The following is a 13,703-nucleotide window of genomic DNA, read 5'->3' on the forward strand; positions in this document are numbered from 1 at the left end:
CACGGAAGTGGCCGCCCACCAGGGCGGCCACTTCTCGTCGTACGGCACCAAAGTGCCGCAGGGGTCACTTGCGCTTGCGGATCTCCTCGGCAGCCTGCGGGACGATCTTGAACAGGTCGCCCACCACACCGAAGTCGGCCAGCTCGAAGATCGGCGCCTCGCCGTCCTTGTTGACCGCGACGATGGTCTTCGAGGTCTGCATGCCGGCGCGGTGCTGGATGGCACCGGAGATGCCGAGCGCGACGTAGAGCTGCGGGGAGACCGTCTTGCCGGTCTGGCCCACCTGGAACTGGTGCGGGTAGAAGCCGGAGTCGACCGCGGCGCGGGATGCGCCGACGGCGCCGCCGAGCAGGTCGGCCAACTCTTCGACCAGCTTGAAGTTGTCGGCGTTGCCGACACCACGACCGCCGGAGACGACCACGCCGGCCTCGGTCAGCTCGGGGCGGGAGCCCTTCTGCTCGGCGACCCGCTCGACGACCTTGGCCAGCTTGTCGGTGTCGGTGACCGACACGGTGAGCTGCTCGATCGCCGGGGTGGCCGCCGCCGGGCTCGGGGTGACCGAGTTGGGCCGGACGGTGACCAGCGGCAGGCCCCGGGTGACCTTGGACTTGACGATGGTGGAACCGGCGAAGGCGACCTGGGTGGCGGTGCCGTCGGCGGCCAGGCCGACCACGTCGGTCAGGATGCCGTTGTCCAGCTTGACGGCGAGGCGGGCGGCGATCTCCTTGCCCTCCTGGGCCGACGCCAGCAGCACGGCGGCCGGCTGCACCCGCTTGACCAGCTCGGCCAGCACGGTGGCCTTGGGAGCCACCAGGTAGCCGTCGATCTCGTCACCCTCGGCCGCGTAGATCTTCTCCGCGCCGTACTCGCCCAGCTTGGCGCTCAGTGCCTCCGCGGCGCCGGCGCCACCGAGCACCACCGCGCTCGGGGTGCCCAGCTCGCGGGCGAGGGTGAGCATCTCCAGGGTGACCTTCTTGACGCCGAATTCCTTGGTGGCTTCGACGACGACGAGAACCTCAGACATGTCCAGACCCCGCTCTCACACGAACTTCTCGGTAGCGAGGAACTCGACCAGCTTGACGCCGCCCTCGCCCTCGTCGGTGATCTTGGCGCCGCCGGAGCGCGGCGGGCGCTTGCTGTGCTCGACGACGGCGCTGGTGGCGCCGTCGAAGCCCACCTCGGTCGGCGCGACGCCGAGGTCGGCCAGGGAGAGCGTCTGCACCGGCTTCTTCTTGGCGGCCATGATGCCCTTGAAGGAGGGGTAGCGCGGCTCGTTGATGGTGTCCCACACCGAGACCACGGCCGGGGTGGCGGCGGTGACCACCTCGTAGCCCTCCTCGGTCTGCCGCTCGACGGTCAGCGTGCCGCCGTCGACGGTGAGCTTGCGGGCGCCGGTGAGCGCCGCGACGCCGAGCCGCTCGGCGATCATGTGCGGCATGACCTGGACCCGGCCGTCGGTGGATTCGGCGCCGCAGATCACCAGGTCGGCGTTGAGCTGGCCCAGCGCGGCGGCGAGCACCTTCGAGGTGGCCACCGCGCAGGAGCCGTGCAGGGCGTCGTCCACCACGTGCACGGCCTTGTCCGGGCCCATGGAGAGCGCCTTGCGGATCGACTCGGTCGCCCGGTCCGGACCCATGGTCAGGATCGTGACCTCGCCACCGTGCGCCTCCTTGATCTTCAGCGCCTCCTCGATGGCGTACTCGTCCATCTCGTTGATCACGTTGTTCGCCGAACCGCGGTCGACGGTGTTGTCGTCATTGCGCAGGTTGCGGTCCGCGCCCGAATCAGGCACCTGCTTGACGAGTACGACGATATTCATCGCGCTTCGACGACCCTCCTGTGTGGTGATGCGATTCGCTCGCCCGGTTGGGCGCAGCCTCGCGCGTCGGTCGACGCCCGGTCAACCGCGGGCTGCTGTGCAGTTGCCCACGGCGCAATGTTACCTGCCAGTAGCATGCAGCCCCCGGGCACTCCGAGTGACACAGCTCACCAGCGTGGGCCAGCCGTCCGGGCCCGGTCAGGCCGGGTCGGCCAGCGCCTCCCGGATCCGGTCGATGACCGCCGCCTCCGCCGGGGCCACCCCGTCGTGCGCCCGCGCCACCCGGTCCGCCGCGCTCAACACCACCGTGCGGTACGCGTCCACGTCCCCCGGTGACTTCTCGCGCAGGATCCGCACCGCCCGGTTGAGCGCCGGCAGCACCACCGACTCGATCTCCAGCTGGGAATCCCGGGGCATCCGCGGCAGCGGACCGCTGGTCAGCGCGTCCTTGACCACCCCGCTGGCCCCAGCCAGCGCGCCCGAGGCGGCGACACTCTCCCGGATCACGCCCAGCATGCCCGGATCCGCGTTGGCGACCAGGAAGACGGCGCCGAAGGCACCGGTCTTGAGCGTCAGCCGCTCCTCGTCCGTCAACCGCTGCTCCATGATCACGGAGTGTAGACGTACGGGGTCGTGGTGGTGACCGGGACGAGGCCGAGTCGCTGGAGGATCGGCCGGCTGTCCTCCGACGCGTCGACCTGCAGCAGCGTCCGACCCCGCTGGTCGGCCAACCGCGCCCGGTAGGTGACCAGCGCCCGGTAGATGCCCTTGCGCCGCCACTGCGGCAGGGTGGACCCACCCCACAGGGTGGCGAAGCCGGTGTTCGCCGGGAAACGCACCCAGCCCGCGCTCACCACCGTCTCGCCCGCCTCGGCCACCACCACGGTGATCGAGTGCGGGTCGGCGTCGATCTCCTTGGCCAGCCCCCAGACGAGGTGCGAACGGTCCTCCTGCCAGACCTCCTCCTCCATGGCGGCGATCCGCTCCAGGTCGGCCCGGCTGGTCACCTCGCGCAGGCGTACCCCCTCGGGTGCGACCGGCAGCGCGGCGGCCAGCGGCGCGACCGGGCCGATCACCACGGTCTCCCGCTCCTCCGGCACGAAGCCGGCGGCGCGCAACCGGTCGGCCAGGTCCGCGGGTTCGTCGTGCTCGTTGAGCTTCCACTCCACCGACTGGCCGCGCTCGCGGAACAGCTCCACCTGCCGGGCGATCAGCGCGTCCAGCTCGTCGCCGGTCAGCCCGCCGAGGTCGCGGTAGGTGAGGAACCCACCGGCGTCGAGCCCGACGATCCGGACCAACGGCCCGTCCCGCTCCACCGTCACCCCGGCCGGGACCGGGTCCGGGATCTCCGGGCGGAGCTGGTTGTCGTAGGCGGCGCGCAGCGTCATCACATCAAGATCGGTCACCGGCTCAGGTTAAGCCGCAGGGGAAGCGGATAATCGGCAGCGTGTGGGAGGCGATCAGGAGGTGGTTCGACCCGAGGGACCTACGCTCGGTCGGCGAGCCACCGGACTACCGGTTCTCCCTGGCCAACGAGCGGACCTTCCTCGCCTGGCTGCGTACCGGCCTGGCGCTGGTCGGCGGCGGGCTCGCCGCCGCGCAGTTCCTGCCACCGCTGCCGCTGACCCACCTGCGGGAGGTGATCGCGGTCGCGTTGCTGCTGCTCGGCGCCACCGTCGCGGTCCGCGCTGTGGATCACTGGGCGCGTAACGAACGGGCCATCCGGCTCGGTCAGGAGCTGCCCGCCTCCCGCTTCCCCGCCGTCCTCGCCCTCACCATCGGAACCGGCGCGGTGCTACTGGTCATCGCGGTGCTGGCCCGGGCCATCGGCGCGTCGTGACTGGCGGCTCGGGCGGGCTGGCGGGTGCCGGGCGGGACCCGGGGCTGCAACCGGAGCGGACCCGACTGGCCTGGCGACGCACCGGGCTCGCGCTGAGCCTGGTGACCGCGCTGGCCGTCCGGCTCGGGTCGACCGGCGAGCCGACCGACACGCTGATCGCCGGCGTCGCCGTCCTGGTGTGGGGAGCGGCGCTGGTCCTCTGCTGGCCCCGGGGCACCGGCACGGGGCCAGCAGAGGTCGGCGGCCGGGCCCTGCCCCTGGTCGCGCTGGCCACCGTCGCGCTCGCGCTGCTGGGTGCGCTGCTGGTGGTTCGCGGACTGTGGTGACGGGACGGGGTGCGCCATGATAGGCGTATGGCCCGGTTGTACGTACTCCTCTTCCTCGTGCAGATCGTCCTCGCCGTCTGCGCGCTGATCAGCTGCCTCTCCGCCGAGGAGGGCCAGATCCGTGCCCTGCCCCGGATCGCCTGGGTGCTGATCATCCTGTTCTTCCCGCTGGTCGGTTCGATCGCCTGGTTCGTCGCCGGCCGGGAGCCCGGCTCCGGCGCCCGCAAGGCCCGGCCGGCCGGCAACCGCCCCGCCGAGCGGCCGAGCCGCCGCCCGCTCGCCCCCGACGACGACCCGGAGTTCCTCCGCTCCGTGCAGGAGCGCGCCCAACAGTCGGATCAGGAGCTCTTCCGCCAGTGGGAGGAAGACCTCCGCCGCCGCGAGGACGACCTGCGCCGCCGCGACGGCGAGCCGCCGCGTGAGGGTGACCGGCCCGAGGTGTGACACACGGCTCCGCCGTGCCGGCGCTCACGCCGCCGCGGGTCAGACCCGACGCTTGAGCCCGCGCACCGCCAGCGGCGCGAAGATCACCGCGATGCCGAAGCCCCACAGCAGCGTCTGGAGCACCGGGCCGGCCACCGGGCCGCCGACCAGGAGCCCGCGCAGCGCGTCGGCCACCACGGTCACCGGGTTGACCTCCACCCAGTTCTGCAACCAACCCGGCATCCGGTCGGTGGGCACGAAGATGTTGCTGGTGAAGGTCAGCGGGAAGATCACCATGAAGCCGAAGATCTGCACCTTGTCGGGCTCGCTGACCAGCACCCCGACCAGCACCGAGATCCAGGACGCGGCCAGCGTGAACGCCAGCAGCAGCGCGAACGCCCCGACCACCCCGAGCACCCCGTTGCCGACCCGGAAGCCCAGGACCGCCCCGACGCCGAGCAGCAGCGCGATCGACCAGGCCTGCTTGACGGTGTCGGCGAGGATCCGGCCGGCCAGCGGCGCCCACCGGGCGATCGGCAGCGCGCGCAGCCGGTCGAAGACGCCCTTGGTGAGGTCGTTGTTCAGGCCGAACCCGGTCGTCATGGTCGCGAAGAGCGCGTTCTGCACCATGATGCCGGGCAGCATGAAGGTCAGGTACTCGCCGGAGGAACCGGCGATGGCCGTGCCGAAGACATAGGTGAACAGCAGCACGAACATCACCGGCTGGATGCTCAGGTCGAGCAGCTCCATCGGGTTGTGCTTGATCTGCACCAGGCTGCGCCACGCCAGCGTGAACGTGTGCCGCAGCCCCGCGGCGGGACCGAGCCGGCGGGCCGGCGACAGTGCGGGGGTCAGGGTGGCGGCGGTCATGCCGAAGTCCTTTCCAGGTCGGTGTCGGCCGGGGCGTCCTCGGCACGGTGGCCGGTGAGCGAGAGGAAGACCTCGTCCAGGCTGGCGCCGCGCAGCGCCAGCTCCGCGACCGGGATCCCGGCGGCGTCGAGGCGGCTCACCACGGCGGGCAGCACGGTGGGATCGTTCACCGCGACGGTGACCGCGTTCTGGGCCACCTCGGGCGTCGCACCGGACACCTCGCCGGCGATGGCGACCACCGCCCCCAGGTTGGTGGCGTCGGCGGGCCGGACGGTCAGGGTCTGCCCGCCGGTCTTGGCCTTCAGCTCCTCCGGCGTGCCCTGGGCGATCACCCGGCCGTGGTCGACCACCGCGATCTCCCCGGCGAGCTGGTCGGCCTCCTCCAGGTACTGCGTGGTGAGCAGCACCGTCACCCCGTCGGCGACCAGGGTGCGGACGATGTCCCACAGGTCGTTGCGGCTGCGCGGGTCCAGGCCGGTGGTCGGCTCGTCGAGAAAGAGCACCTGCGGCCGGCCGACCAGGCTGGCGGCCAGGTCCAGCCGACGCCGCATGCCGCCGGAGTAGGTCTTCGCGGCCCGGTCGGCGGCGTCGCTGAGCTGGAAGTCGGTGAGCAGTTGGCGGGCGCGCTGCTTGGCGTCGACCCGGCTCAGCCCCAGCAGCCGGCCGATCAGCAGCAGGTTCTCCGCGCCGGTCAGGGTCTCGTCGACCGAGGCGTACTGGCCGGTCAGGCCGATCAGCTGACGCACCCGATGGGCGTCGCGGACGACGTCGAAGCCGCCCACCGTGGCGTGCCCCTGGTCGGGCCGCAGCAGGGTGGCGAGCACCCGTACCGCCGTGGTCTTGCCGGCGCCGTTCGGCCCGAGCAGGCCGAAGACACTCCCGGTCGGGACCGCCAGGTCAACGCCGGCGAGAGCCGTGGTGGCGCCGAAACGCCGCACCAGACCTTCGGCGCGGATCGCGTAGTCCATCGCAACTCCTGTCGTCTTCGGTGGTCACACCACCATGGGCGACAGGTCTGACAGCCCGCCGGTCCCGGGCTGACGTTACGACGACCGGCGCTGACATTCCGCTGATTTAGCTGGGGGAAGACGCCGCGCCGTCACCCGCTGGGCGGGCGACGGCGCGGCGGGTGCGACTCAGGCGAGGTTCGACGACCGGGGGTACGCGTCGGTCGGGTCGGTGAGCACGTTGACCAGGTACGGCACGCCGGCGTCGAACGCCCGCTGCAACGCCGGACCCAGATCGGCGGCCTTGGCGACCGTCTCCCCCGCACCGCCCAGCGCGCTGACCACCGTGTCGTAGCGCAGCTCCGGCTGGAGGTCGGCAGCCACGTCGTAGCCGTACATGGCCTGCATCGGGTGCTTCTCCAGCCCCCAGATGCCGTTGTTGCCGACCACGATCACGACCGGCAGCTTCTGGCGGACCAGCGACTCGACGTCCATCAGCGAGAAGCCGGCGGCGCCGTCGCCCATCAGCACGCAGATCTGCCGGTCCGGGTGGCTGACCCGGGCGCCCATGGCGTAGCCCATGCCGGTGCCCAGGCAGCCGTACGGCCCCGGGTCCAGCCAGGTGCCGGGCTGGGCCGGCTCCAGGTACCGCCCGGCGTACGAGACGAAGTCACCGCCGTCGCCGATGGTGATCGCGTCACGGGCCAGCACCCGGCGCAGCTCACCGTAGATCCGGGCGGGCCGGATCGGGTCGGTCTCGGCGGCCATCTCGGCGGCGTCGCGGGCCCGGGCCGCGTCCTCGGCGGCGCGCAGGTCGGCGATCCAGCCGGAGTGGTCGGTCCGGTCACCGGCATGGTCGGCCAGCGCGGAGAGGATCAGGCGCAGGTCACCGGCGGGCGCGGCGGCCGGCTGCACGTGCCCGGCCCGCTGGCTGGGCGCGTCGACGATGTGCACCACCTTGGCGTCGCCGAAGTCACCGAAGCTGAGCCGGAAGTCCAGCGGGGTGCCGACCACCACGACCACGTCGGCGCCGGAGAGCGCGGCCCGGCGCGCCTTGGCGAAGGCGAGCGGGTGCTCCGGCGGGAGCGAGCCGCGACCCATGCCGTTGGTGAAGACCGGCACCTGCAGCGCCTCGGCCGCTTCGCGCAGCGCGGCCACCGCGTCGCCGGCGTACACGTCTGAGCCGGCGATGATGACCGGCCGCTGCGCCCCGGCGATCAGCGCCGCGGCGCGAGCCACCTCCTCCGGGTCCGGCTCGACCGGGTCGACGCCCGACACGGCCGGCAGGTCGGCCTCGGCGACGGAGAAGACCGTCTCCAGCGGGAAGTCGAGGAAGGCCGGCCCGCGGTGCGGGGTGAGCGCGGCGGTGAGCGCGGCACCCACGGCGCGCGGGATGTCGTCGGTGCTGAACACCGTCTCGGCGTGCTTGGTGACCGGGGCGACCAGCGGCAGGTGGTCCATCTCCTGAAGGCTGCCCGAGCCCCAGCGGAACGCGGGCGCCCGGCCACCGAGCACCAGCACCGGGGACGCGTTGAAGTAGGCGCTGGTCATGCCGGAGATGCCGTTGGTGACACCGGGGCCGGCCGTGAGCACGGCGAGGCCGGGACGGCGCTGGAGCTTGGCCACCGCCTCGGCGGCGAAGACCGCGGACTGCTCGTGCCGGACGTCGTAGATCGGGAAGTCGTTCTTGTGCGCGGCGTCGTAGAGCGGGAAGACGTGGCCACCGGAGAGGGTGAACATCTCGCGCACCCCGTACGCCCGTAGCGCCGCGAGCGCCAGCTCCCCGCCGTGACCTTCGATCCGCTCCGTCATTGCCGCTCCCCTTCGTCGCTCATGACCGAAGCCCCACGCTACTGGCCGGTAGGCAGAATGTGAACCGCTCTCGGCTCACCGTCGGAGCCGGCGACACGCACCGCCGGCCCCCTCCGGTCAGCGGCCGGTGAAGCCCGGCTTGCGCTTCTCGACGAAGGCCGCCATGCCCTCGCGCCGGTCGTCGGTGGCGAAGAGCGCCGCGAAGAGCTGACTCTCCCAGGCCAGGCCCGAGTTCAGGTCCATGTCCAGGCCGCCGTCGACCGCCAGCTTCGCCGCGCGCAGCGCCTGCATCGGACCGTTCAGGTACGGCGTCACCAGCGCGACCGCCGCCTCGTAGACCTCGGCGGCCGGGACGACCTTGTCGGCCAGGCCGATCCGCAGCGCCTCCTGGGCGTCCACCATCCGCCCGGACATGATCAGATCCTTGGCCCGGGCCGGGCCGACCAGCCGGGCCAGCCGCTGGGTGCCGCCCGCGCCGGGAATGATGCCCAGCTTGATCTCCGGCTGGCCGAGCTTGGCGTCCTCGGCCACCACCCGCCAGTCGCAGGCCAGCGCCAACTCACAGCCGCCGCCGAGGGCGTAGCCGGTGATCGCGGCGACGACCGGCTTGGGAATCCGGGCGATCGCTCCGAGCGCGCTGGACAGGTTCGCCGCCCGATCGGCCATGTCCACGTAGGACATCTCGGCCATCTGCTTGATGTCCGCGCCGGCGGCGAAGACCTTCTCCCCGCCGTACACGATGACGGCGCGGACCTCGGGATCGTCGGTGGCCGCCGTGGCGGCGGCGCGCAACTCCTCCTGCACCTGGGTGTTGAGCGCGTTCATCGGCGGCCGCTCCAGCCGGATGGTGCCGATGCCGTCCCTGGTCTCCAGCCGAACGAACTCGCCCACGCTGCCCTCACTTCCTCGTCGAAGTCGCGTGCCAACCTTACGACCCGGCTCGTTGGGGTAAGTAGTCTGGTGTCAGCCCCGCGGGCGGGAGTCCAGCCATGGTCACTTATTACGACGACAGGTCGGTGCAGGTCACCTCCACCGCGGTGCGGGTGGACGGCCGCAGCTACGCGCTGGCCGACATCACCATGATCTGGCACCGCCGGGGCAGCCGCTCCTGGCGGGTGCTCGTCGGGCGGGGCGCGATCGGCGCCGCGCTCGCCGGCCCGCTGATCGCGGCCGTGCTCGGCATCGGCGTGGCCGTCTGGCTGCACCGCTCGCCCACCGTGACGATCGCGATCGTCGGAGCCTCGGTGCTGGTGGGCCTGGCCGTCGGGCCGATCGCCGACTTCCTCTTCGAACACCTGGACCGCTCGTACGCCCGGGGCAGCCGGCAACTGGAGATCTGGGCGCGTTGGCGCGGTCAGCCCGTGCGGCTGCTGCACACCGGCGACGCGCTGCGCTTCGGTCAGATCTACCGGGCGGTGCAGCGCGCCGTCGAGAGCAGTCAACCGGCCCGCCGGGCCATCCGCCGCTAGCGCCCGAGCTCCGAACCGGATCGGCTCGTCCGGCAGCGGCCGAGACCGCGCAGCAGCGACCCACGGCAACGGCGCAGGCTGCCACGCGAGCCGTTGCGGCCCGGCGAGTCTTCCCCCACCGCCTTTGGAGCTGATGTCGTAAACGAATCGGCGCGGGAACCCACGAGGTCGTAGACGAATCGGGGAGCGCGAAGGAGGCCGCGATGTCGTAGACGATTCAGCTCCAAAGGAGCGTCACACCGCCCCCCGCCCCCCGCCCCCGGCACTCGTCGCGGTCGGCGTGCAGCGGGCGGGTTTGCCCGGCGGTGGTTAGGCTTAGTGATGACCCTCTATTACCGGGACGACGCGGTGCAGGTGACCTCCGAGTCGATCCGGGCAGGCGGTCACGTGGTCGCCCTCTCCGACGTGACGTACGTCTGGCACGCGCGTGGGCCGAAGACCCTCGCGGTACGCGGCCGGGTGCTCGGCCGGGGTGTCCTCGTCCTGCTGCTCTCGCTGCCGCCCCTGGTCGCGCTGGTCTGCGTGCTCTCGCTGGCGTACACGGCGCAGGATCGGGGCAACTGGACGATGGCGCTGATCATCCTCGCGGCCTGCGCGGTGGGGGCGCTCGCGTTGACGCCGTTCCTGGAGATCCCGCTGGGCTGGCTGGACCGCTCCTACGAGCGCGGCAGCCACGTGCACGAGCTGTGGGTGCAGCACCACGGCCGGGAGCAACTGCTGCTGCGCACGCCCGACGCGCTACGGTTCGGCCAGATCTACCGGGCCGTGCAGCGTGCCGTCGAACAGCAGGGGGACCATCGATGAGCAACCGACCGGTCAGCTCAACGGCAGGGTGGTGGCGATCGGCCAGCCGACCAGCGCCGCACCCAGCAGGGCCGGCAGCCAGCGCGGGCCGGCGTACCGGCGCAGCACGGTCGCCCAGACGGCCTGCCAGCCGAGCAGCAGCGCGAACAGCGGCACCACCAGCAGCACGAAGGTGGGCGCCAGACCGACCAGCGCCGACGTGGTCAGCACGAGCACGGTGACCGCGACGACCAGCAGGTGCCGCCCCGTCCGCCCGGCGGCGACCAGCTCGACGCCCAGCAGGAACAGCAGGCAGGCGCCCGCCACCAGCGGGAGCAGCCACCAGCGGGCACCGACCGGCAGGGCAGAGGTGAGTCCGGCGTGGATCGGCAGCGCGACGGCGAGGACGGCGTACCCGGTCAGCGCCAGCGCCGCGACGGCCGTCCGTACGGGCGCACGCCGGCCCGCCACCACGCCGGCCGTGCTGGACGGCGGCCGCGGCGCGCCGAACAGGCCCGGCAGCCAGCGCTGACCGGCGATCAGCAGCACTCCGGTGACCAGCAGGAAGCCGGCGACGTAGCCGCCGATCGCGAGCGGGAGCCGGGTGGTCGGCAGCACCGCCGCGACGACCGCGCCCGCGCCGGCCGCGAGCAGTGCCAGCGCGACCGGGAGCAGGCCGCCGAGCGGCAGCCCGTCGTCGGGCAGCGCTGGGCCGTCCGGCTCGCGGCCGGCGGATGGTTCGGGTGGCCGGCGGCCGGCGGCCCGGCGCGGCAGCAGCAGGGCCGCCAGCGGGACCAACCCGATGCCGAAGGCGACCACCAGCAGCGCCGCTCCGGCGAGCCGGGCGAGCGGTCGTGGCACGGCGCTTCCGCTGGCGCCGGGCAGCCAGCCGGCGATCTCCTCGTGGGTGCGCGCGGCGAAGAGCACCGAGATGTGCTCCGCGGCGGGCACGACCACCGGTGCCCGTCGGTCCGTTCCCACGCCACGCCGGAAGGCATCGTCGGCGGCCCGGCGGAAGGCGGGGAACTCCGCGGCACCCACGATGAGCAGCAGCTCGACCGGCCGACCCGGGGGCAGCTCGCCGGCGTCGGGCAGCGAGATCGCCACGGTCCGGGCGATCTCCGGGTGTGCCGCGGCGTACCGGGTGACCGCGCCGGCGCCCATCGAGTGTCCGACGAGGACGATTGCGCCGGCGTCGACGGCCGGCTGGGCGCGCAGGTAGCCGACGGCGTTGTCCAGGTCGGCGGCGAGCGTGGCGGCGGAGGTCTCCCATCCCGCGCCGGACAGCCGGGCCGGGTTCGCGCCGTGGCCGGCGAAGTCGAACAGCAGCGCGACCGCTCCCCTGCGGGCGACGGTGTCAGCGATCGGGCGCATCAGCTGGGCCGACCCGGCGAAACCGTGCGCGATCACCACTCCCGGTCGCCGCACGCCGGGCGTCGGCGGGCCGGAGCGCACCTCGGTCATCGGGACACCGCCGACGGTGACCTGCCGGGCGGTGAGGCCGGCGTCGGCCCGCACCAGCACGAGCGTGCCGAGCCCGGCAACGAGGACCGCCAGCACAGCCAGGAGTACGACGGTCCGGATGCTCGGCGGGCGGTGCGGCGAGGGTGCCGGCATGACGGCACCCTACCGTCGGACGGCCCTCCCGACGCTCCACCCAGCGCGCCGGCGCAGCGTCGTCGGGCGGTTGTGGTGCGGGCGGGTCACACTTGATCCCATGGCGCTTCCCCTCCCCACACCGGCCGCGATGGTCGGCCTGACCCGATCCGCTCTCGATCAGGCGCTCGGCTCGGCCGCCTCGTTCGCCGCCGTGCCCGCCCGCGCGTTCGCCGTGCTGGACGGGGTGGAGGCGCTGCTCGCCCGGATCAACGGGGTCGTGGACCGGATCGAGACGACCCTGGACCGGACCGACCGGGTGCTCACCGACGCCGAGACGGCGGTCCGCGAGGTGGCCGTGATCAGCGCCGCCGCGACCACCGCCATCGACACCGCCACCGAGGTGGCGACGGCCGCCGCCGTGGTGGTCCAGGAAGCCGATCAGGTCTCCCGGGTGGCCGGCCGGGTGGTCGCCGAAGCCGACGTGGTGGCCGGCCGGGCCGCGGCCACCGTGGGCACCGCGGCGGAGGCGGCGGCCACGGCGGCCGAGCTGCTGGCGGCGTACGAGCCGGCGCTGCGGCGCGCCGCGCCGATGACCGACCGGTTCGTCGCACAGCTCAGCCACGAGGAGATCACCGCGGCGATCCACCTGATCGACGAGCTGCCCAAGCTCAGGGCGCACCTGACGGCGGACATCCTGCCGATCCTGGCCACCCTCGACCGGGTCGGGCCGGACCTGCACGACCTGCTCGACGTCACCCGCGACCTCAAGCTCGCCGTGGCCGGCATCCCCGGGCTGGGCATGCTGCGCCGGCGCGGCGAGAAGCTCATCGACGACCCGGCCGTCTGAGCCTCCGCCGGCCAGCGAAGGTTGCGCCGCGCCGGCTCAGCAGTCGCAGGTGATCGTCAAGCGGGGTGCCGTCAGGCCGGGGCGTACAGCTCGTCGATCTCGGCGCGGCGGGGCAGCGCCACCGAGGCGCCGAGCCGGCGTACGCAGGCAGCTCCGGCCGCCGCCGCCCAGCGCACCGCGTCGACCACGTCCCGTCCCTCGCCCCAGGCGACGGCCAGCGCGGCGGTGAACGCGTCGCCCGCCGCCGTGGAGTCGACCACGTCGACCCGGACGGCGGGCACGTGCACCTGGGTGCCCTCACGGTCGACGTACCAGGCGCCCTCGCCACCGAGGGTGAGCACGGCCCGGGGCACCAGGTCGAGCAGTGCCCGCGGGTCCTCCCGACCCCGGCCGGTGAACGCCTGCGCCTCACCCTCGTTGACGACCAGCAGGTCCACCGCCCCGAACAGCTCCGGCGGGAGGTCCCGGGCCGGTGCGGCGTTCAGGATGACCCGGGTGCCGGCGGCGTGGGCGGCCACCGCGGCGTCGGTGACCGTCTGCACCGGGATCTCCAGCTGGGCGACCAGGACGTCCGCCGCTCGGACGGTGGTCAGTTCCTCGTCAGTGAGGCCGGTCAACGCCTCGTTCGCACCGGGGGTGACGACGATGGCGTTCTCCCCCTGGGCGTTGACCATCACCAGCGCCACCCCGGACGCGCCGTACACCACCCGCAGCTGGCCGGTGTCCACCCCGGCCGCCGTGATCCGGGCCTTGAGGGTGACGCCGAACGCGTCGGAGCCGATCGCGCCGAGGAAGGCGCAGGAGGCGCCGGCCCTGGCCGCGGCGACGGCCTGGTTGGCGCCCTTGCCGCCGGGCACCATCACGAAGTCGGTGCCGAGCATCGTCTGGCCCGGTCGGGGCAGCGCGGGCGCCATCGCGACGAGGTCCATGTTGGCGCTGCCCACCACGACCACCCGGGTCTGCGGCAC

The 13,703-nt window shown here is 73.2% G+C and carries 16 protein-coding genes; 6 read left to right on the forward strand and 10 right to left on the reverse strand.

Going from position 1 to position 13,703, the window contains the following annotated elements; all coding sequences use genetic code 11:
* Positions 1 to 64: 64 nt before the first annotated feature.
* From ACTWLT_RS16055 to ACTWLT_RS16070, 4 genes are all read right to left on the reverse strand, one after another.
* Positions 65 to 1,024, reverse strand: coding sequence for an electron transfer flavoprotein subunit alpha/FixB family protein (locus tag ACTWLT_RS16055; protein WP_445319068.1), 960 nt, complete (start codon positions 1,022 to 1,024; stop codon positions 65 to 67).
* 15 nt (positions 1,025 to 1,039) lie between these two features.
* Positions 1,040 to 1,819, reverse strand: coding sequence for an electron transfer flavoprotein subunit beta/FixA family protein (locus ACTWLT_RS16060; RefSeq protein WP_445319069.1), 780 nt, complete (start codon positions 1,817 to 1,819; stop codon positions 1,040 to 1,042).
* A gap of 198 nt (positions 1,820 to 2,017) precedes the next feature.
* Positions 2,018 to 2,431 carry a hypothetical protein gene (locus tag ACTWLT_RS16065; protein ID WP_252420361.1) on the reverse strand — a complete coding sequence of 138 codons (414 nt, stop codon included), beginning with the start codon at positions 2,429 to 2,431 and terminating at the stop codon, positions 2,018 to 2,020.
* Positions 2,428 to 3,225, reverse strand: a complete 798-nt coding sequence (locus tag ACTWLT_RS16070) for a GNAT family N-acetyltransferase (protein ID WP_445319070.1) — start codon at positions 3,223 to 3,225, stop codon at positions 2,428 to 2,430. The genes ACTWLT_RS16065 and ACTWLT_RS16070 overlap by 4 nt, the downstream gene beginning before the upstream one ends.
* A gap of 41 nt (positions 3,226 to 3,266) precedes the next feature.
* On the opposite strand from ACTWLT_RS16070, the gene ACTWLT_RS16075 reads away from it, so the two are divergent.
* Genes ACTWLT_RS16075 through ACTWLT_RS16085 form a run of 3 tightly spaced genes read left to right on the forward strand, consistent with a single transcriptional unit; the run spans position 3,267 to position 4,429 of the window.
* Positions 3,267 to 3,659, forward strand: coding sequence for a YidH family protein (locus ACTWLT_RS16075; RefSeq protein ID WP_445319071.1), 393 nt, complete (start codon positions 3,267 to 3,269; stop codon positions 3,657 to 3,659).
* Complete coding sequence (locus tag ACTWLT_RS16080; RefSeq protein ID WP_445319072.1) at positions 3,656 to 3,985, forward strand: DUF202 domain-containing protein; 330 nt, start codon at positions 3,656 to 3,658, stop codon at positions 3,983 to 3,985. The genes ACTWLT_RS16075 and ACTWLT_RS16080 overlap by 4 nt, the downstream gene beginning before the upstream one ends.
* 27 nt (positions 3,986 to 4,012) lie before the next feature.
* A complete protein-coding gene (locus ACTWLT_RS16085) occupies positions 4,013 to 4,429 on the forward strand; it encodes a PLD nuclease N-terminal domain-containing protein (RefSeq protein WP_445319073.1) in 417 nt (138 codons plus the stop codon).
* 39 nt (positions 4,430 to 4,468) lie between these two features.
* Here the strand turns inward: ACTWLT_RS16085 and ACTWLT_RS16090 are convergent, their stop codons facing one another.
* The 4 genes from ACTWLT_RS16090 to ACTWLT_RS16105 all read right to left on the reverse strand — a co-directional run bounded on the left by ACTWLT_RS16090 (position 4,469) and on the right by ACTWLT_RS16105 (position 8,928).
* A complete protein-coding gene (locus ACTWLT_RS16090; protein WP_252420351.1) occupies positions 4,469 to 5,278 on the reverse strand; it encodes an ABC transporter permease in 810 nt (269 codons plus the stop codon).
* Positions 5,275 to 6,246, reverse strand: coding sequence for an ATP-binding cassette domain-containing protein (locus tag ACTWLT_RS16095; RefSeq protein WP_445319074.1), 972 nt, complete (start codon positions 6,244 to 6,246; stop codon positions 5,275 to 5,277). The genes ACTWLT_RS16090 and ACTWLT_RS16095 overlap by 4 nt, the downstream gene beginning before the upstream one ends.
* 168 nt (positions 6,247 to 6,414) lie before the next feature.
* Positions 6,415 to 8,037 carry an acetolactate synthase gene (locus tag ACTWLT_RS16100; protein WP_445319075.1) on the reverse strand — a complete coding sequence of 541 codons (1,623 nt, stop codon included), beginning with the start codon at positions 8,035 to 8,037 and terminating at the stop codon, positions 6,415 to 6,417.
* 117 nt (positions 8,038 to 8,154) lie between these two features.
* Entirely contained in the window at positions 8,155 to 8,928 is a 774-nt protein-coding gene (locus tag ACTWLT_RS16105; RefSeq protein WP_252420345.1) for an enoyl-CoA hydratase/isomerase family protein, read from the reverse strand.
* A 98-nt stretch (positions 8,929 to 9,026) separates the two neighbouring features.
* On the opposite strand from ACTWLT_RS16105, the gene ACTWLT_RS16110 reads away from it, so the two are divergent.
* Both ACTWLT_RS16110 and ACTWLT_RS16115 read left to right on the forward strand, forming a co-directional pair.
* Positions 9,027 to 9,506 (forward strand): DUF6232 family protein, encoded by a 480-nt coding sequence (locus ACTWLT_RS16110; protein ID WP_445319076.1) that lies wholly within the window; start codon positions 9,027 to 9,029, stop codon positions 9,504 to 9,506.
* A 321-nt stretch (positions 9,507 to 9,827) separates the two neighbouring features.
* Complete coding sequence (locus ACTWLT_RS16115; protein WP_445319077.1) at positions 9,828 to 10,310, forward strand: DUF6232 family protein; 483 nt, start codon at positions 9,828 to 9,830, stop codon at positions 10,308 to 10,310.
* Positions 10,311 to 10,322: 12 nt separating this feature from the next.
* Here the strand turns inward: ACTWLT_RS16115 and ACTWLT_RS16120 are convergent, their stop codons facing one another.
* Entirely contained in the window at positions 10,323 to 11,906 is a 1,584-nt protein-coding gene (locus ACTWLT_RS16120; protein WP_445319078.1) for a dienelactone hydrolase family protein, read from the reverse strand.
* A gap of 100 nt (positions 11,907 to 12,006) precedes the next feature.
* Between ACTWLT_RS16120 and ACTWLT_RS16125 the strand changes: the two genes are divergently transcribed.
* On the forward strand, positions 12,007 to 12,735 hold the full coding sequence (locus tag ACTWLT_RS16125) for a hypothetical protein (protein ID WP_445319079.1): 729 nt from the start codon (positions 12,007 to 12,009) through the stop codon (positions 12,733 to 12,735).
* 71 nt (positions 12,736 to 12,806) lie between these two features.
* On the opposite strand, the gene ACTWLT_RS16130 is transcribed toward ACTWLT_RS16125, so the two are convergent.
* The gene (locus tag ACTWLT_RS16130; RefSeq protein ID WP_445319101.1) at positions 12,807 to 13,703 is read right to left on the reverse strand and encodes a ribokinase; all 897 of its coding nucleotides are present in this window, start codon (positions 13,701 to 13,703) and stop codon (positions 12,807 to 12,809) included.

It is taken from the genome of Micromonospora yongxingensis (assembly GCF_052601155.1).

Excerpts from the sequence above, each read along its gene's own strand:
- ACTWLT_RS16055 (WP_445319068.1), bottom strand. The coding sequence starts at position 1,024 with ATGTCTGAGGTTCTCGTCGTCGTCGAAGCCACCAAGGAATTCGGCGTC.
- ACTWLT_RS16060 (WP_445319069.1), bottom strand. The coding sequence starts at position 1,819 with ATGAATATCGTCGTACTCGTCAAGCAGGTGCCTGATTCGGGCGCGGAC.
- ACTWLT_RS16085 (WP_445319073.1), top strand. The coding sequence starts at position 4,013 with ATGGCCCGGTTGTACGTACTCCTCTTCCTCGTGCAGATCGTCCTCGCC.
- ACTWLT_RS16090 (WP_252420351.1), bottom strand. The coding sequence starts at position 5,278 with ATGACCGCCGCCACCCTGACCCCCGCACTGTCGCCGGCCCGCCGGCTC.
- ACTWLT_RS16095 (WP_445319074.1), bottom strand. The coding sequence starts at position 6,246 with ATGGACTACGCGATCCGCGCCGAAGGTCTGGTGCGGCGTTTCGGCGCC.
- ACTWLT_RS16100 (WP_445319075.1), bottom strand. The coding sequence starts at position 8,037 with ATGACGGAGCGGATCGAAGGTCACGGCGGGGAGCTGGCGCTCGCGGCG.
- ACTWLT_RS16110 (WP_445319076.1), top strand. The coding sequence starts at position 9,027 with ATGGTCACTTATTACGACGACAGGTCGGTGCAGGTCACCTCCACCGCG.
- ACTWLT_RS16115 (WP_445319077.1), top strand. The coding sequence starts at position 9,828 with ATGACCCTCTATTACCGGGACGACGCGGTGCAGGTGACCTCCGAGTCG.
- ACTWLT_RS16120 (WP_445319078.1), bottom strand. The coding sequence starts at position 11,906 with ATGCCGGCACCCTCGCCGCACCGCCCGCCGAGCATCCGGACCGTCGTA.
- ACTWLT_RS16125 (WP_445319079.1), top strand. The coding sequence starts at position 12,007 with ATGGCGCTTCCCCTCCCCACACCGGCCGCGATGGTCGGCCTGACCCGA.